Source organism: Sphingobacterium sp. UBA7253, from assembly GCF_002472745.1.
GTDB classification, from domain to species: Bacteria; Bacteroidota; Bacteroidia; order Sphingobacteriales; family Sphingobacteriaceae; genus Sphingobacterium; species Sphingobacterium siyangense.
On sequence record NZ_DKSP01000021.1, the window covers coordinates 1 to 2,591 of the forward strand.

The 2,591-nt window shown below is 40.6% G+C and carries 4 protein-coding genes; all 4 read right to left on the minus strand.

Annotated features, from left to right (window positions below; translation table 11 throughout):
• Positions 1-556: urease accessory protein UreF (locus B2X72_RS01400; RefSeq protein ID WP_286848114.1), on the minus strand; the 556-nt coding region annotated here is incomplete at its 3' end.
• 175 nt (positions 557-731) lie between these two features.
• Entirely contained in the window at positions 732-1,268 is a 537-nt protein-coding gene (locus B2X72_RS01405) for an urease accessory protein UreE (protein ID WP_088162252.1), read from the minus strand.
• Between the two features lie 3 nt (positions 1,269-1,271).
• A complete protein-coding gene (locus tag B2X72_RS01410) occupies positions 1,272-1,859 on the minus strand; it encodes a hypothetical protein (RefSeq protein WP_088162253.1) in 588 nt (195 codons plus the stop codon).
• A gap of 158 nt (positions 1,860-2,017) precedes the next feature.
• On the minus strand, positions 2,018-2,591 hold a 574-nt coding region (locus B2X72_RS01415; protein ID WP_286848115.1), incomplete at its 5' end, for an amidohydrolase family protein.

The window sequence follows — 2,591 nt, forward strand, 5'->3', positions numbered from 1 at the left end:
AACCAAAAAGTATATCTTGGCCATCCAACTGCCCTAATGGCACCAGTTTAACAGCATTGGTCACCATTGTAATAGCGGCATTATAATAAAAGCCGTGCAACGCTTCTTCCAAAGGAATTGCTAAAAGTGACGCCAACATGCCATACATCAAACAGTAATGACTATCTACTTCCTTCTTTTGGATTAATTCACCCCAGGACAACATAAAATCCTGCTGTTGATACCGACTGAATATTTTATAAATACGGACGCCCAGTTTTTTACTGGCATCGCGAATTTCTCTTGGACTTTTTAATGCTGTACATTCTTGATCTAGGGCGATCAATGCATCCATGTCCTGCGAAGAAGTTGCTTCATAGGCCAATTTCATCAAAGCAGCATCATTGTACTTCAGATTATACCAGAGGTTATGACGCACATAATTGTCCGCCGTAGCCTTATCACAGACCAAGCCTTGTTGCACATAGGTCTCCAGTCCATTGGAATGGGTAAACCCACCAATTGGCAATGTAGGATCTGCTAGATGAAGTAACTTGCCTAGAAATGTATTTTTCATTGACATTATTTTTTATTGTAAGTATATATCTTCAAGGACCAATCAGCCCCTTGCGTAATCTTCGCTATCATTGGGCATTCAAGCTGACCAAGTTTTTCCTTTGATCCCTATTTTCTCCATTAAGGCATCAATGCGCTCGCTACGCTCGGTTATTGGACAGAAAGGATCTTCAATCTCATTTCATAGCTGCTGGCCCTTGCGAATTCATGAAGGCTTTATCGCTGATTAAGAGCGGTATATTCTTCGTCGAAAACTTCATCTTCTGATGATGTTTTGGGTCGACATTTGCGTTGAGCTGACGTAAAAGTTGGCGCTCGCAACGTTGCGGGTCAAACCCCTGTTTCGCTAACCACTCGTACATGGACCTTTCATAAGGCATAAGCAATTCATTTGCCTCCACAAATAGAGGCAAATGTTTGTTTCCAATTTCACTGCTTACAAAAGCGGTTCGAAGGAAATCAATTGCTATGACACGGATGACTTCACAAGGTTTGATCGTTACCACAACCATTTTCTCTTCATCTTCGTACAAGATATCGCCATCCTGCAAACTGGAGGTATTACCCAACAATTTGACGGCGATATCCATTCCCTCCGCTGTACGTAAACGTTGAATACGTTTGGTCGACTCATACCATTCAATAGCGAGCGAATCAAGACGCTTATTGATCTGCTCCCCCTGAATATTCCTTGTGATTTCCGTGATTATCATTTTTTAATTTTTAATAAATAGATTTTTAGATAAGCCTAAACCTACTGTAGATCCATTGATTCCCGTAATGACTTCGTGATCATTGGGAATAGCAGCATCTTTACTATTTCTCTTTTTATAAGACAATTCTGCCACTTTAGCTTTTAATGCCCAACCTTTTCCCAAGGCGATACCCACAAGCGGGTACACTCTGAATAGATAGCCATTGTATTTACCATCGACCATTGTACCTCCGGTAGCGACATGTTGATCGCCCCACAAATAATGCACATCAACCTGGCCAATTAACATGAAATGCTCACTCAGAGGCCAAGTATTACTATAGAAAGGTCCTATTTCATGCGAATGATCTGTAAAATCCAGTGCTTTATCCTTAGCAGAATTGAATCCATAGTTTAGCCCCGCATTCATGTTGTCGGTGAAAAAATAGGCAGCACCCACCGGAGCGGCACTAAATTGATGCCCCGCTGTTGTTTCGTGGTAATTCAGTGACCCATAAACCATGATACCCCCCTTTTGCGCATAGGCCGATTGTATCGTAAAGCATGCTATTGCTATACAACAGCCTAAAAATGTCTTCAAATTTTTCATTAGCGTAAATCGTATTTTAGCAGTAATGAAGCATCATGAGCAGTCGTTATTCCCTCTCTTTATGCGCTTTTGATAAGCCCATGATGATTTCATCAACATATTGTTTTTCATAGTTTATGGCGTGATATCGGATCACGCCATAAAAAAGTAGTATAGGGTTAAAACAAGAAGTATCGTTGTCCCAACGAAACTGTATCAACCGGTTTTGATCGCAAGATCTCACCGTCAAGACTTACCTCATAATTCTCTGGATTGACGATAATTTCAGGTGTAGCGTCATTGTGGATCATATCTTTTTTGGAGATATTCCGACAATTTTCTACAGCAAGTAAGGTTCTTTCCAATTTATACTCTTCTTTAATTCCTTTTTCCAATGAAATTTTAGAGACAAAGTCAAAACAAGTTTGGTGAACAGCTTTACCTAAACCACCGAACATTGTTCTTAAAATAATTGGCTGTGGCGTAGGAATAGAAGCATTCGCATCACCCATTTTTGAAGCGATAATCATCCCGCCCTTAATAATCATTTCTGGTTTTGCGCCAAATAAAGCAGGACGCCAGATCACCATATCGGCAATTTTACCGGGCTCGATTGAACCAACATATTTGGAAATACCATGAGCAATTGCTGGATTGATCGTGTATTTCGCTACATAACGGCGTGCACGGAAATTATCGTTGTCCTTGCCTTCGTCTTCAGGTAATGGACCTACTTGTTTCTTCATCTTGTCT

Coding starts and splice junctions, on each gene's coding strand:
- B2X72_RS01405 (WP_088162252.1), bottom strand. CDS start 1,268: ATGATAATCACGGAAATCACAAGGAATATTCAGGGGGAGCAGATCAAT.
- B2X72_RS01410 (WP_088162253.1), bottom strand. CDS start 1,859: ATGAAAAATTTGAAGACATTTTTAGGCTGTTGTATAGCAATAGCATGC.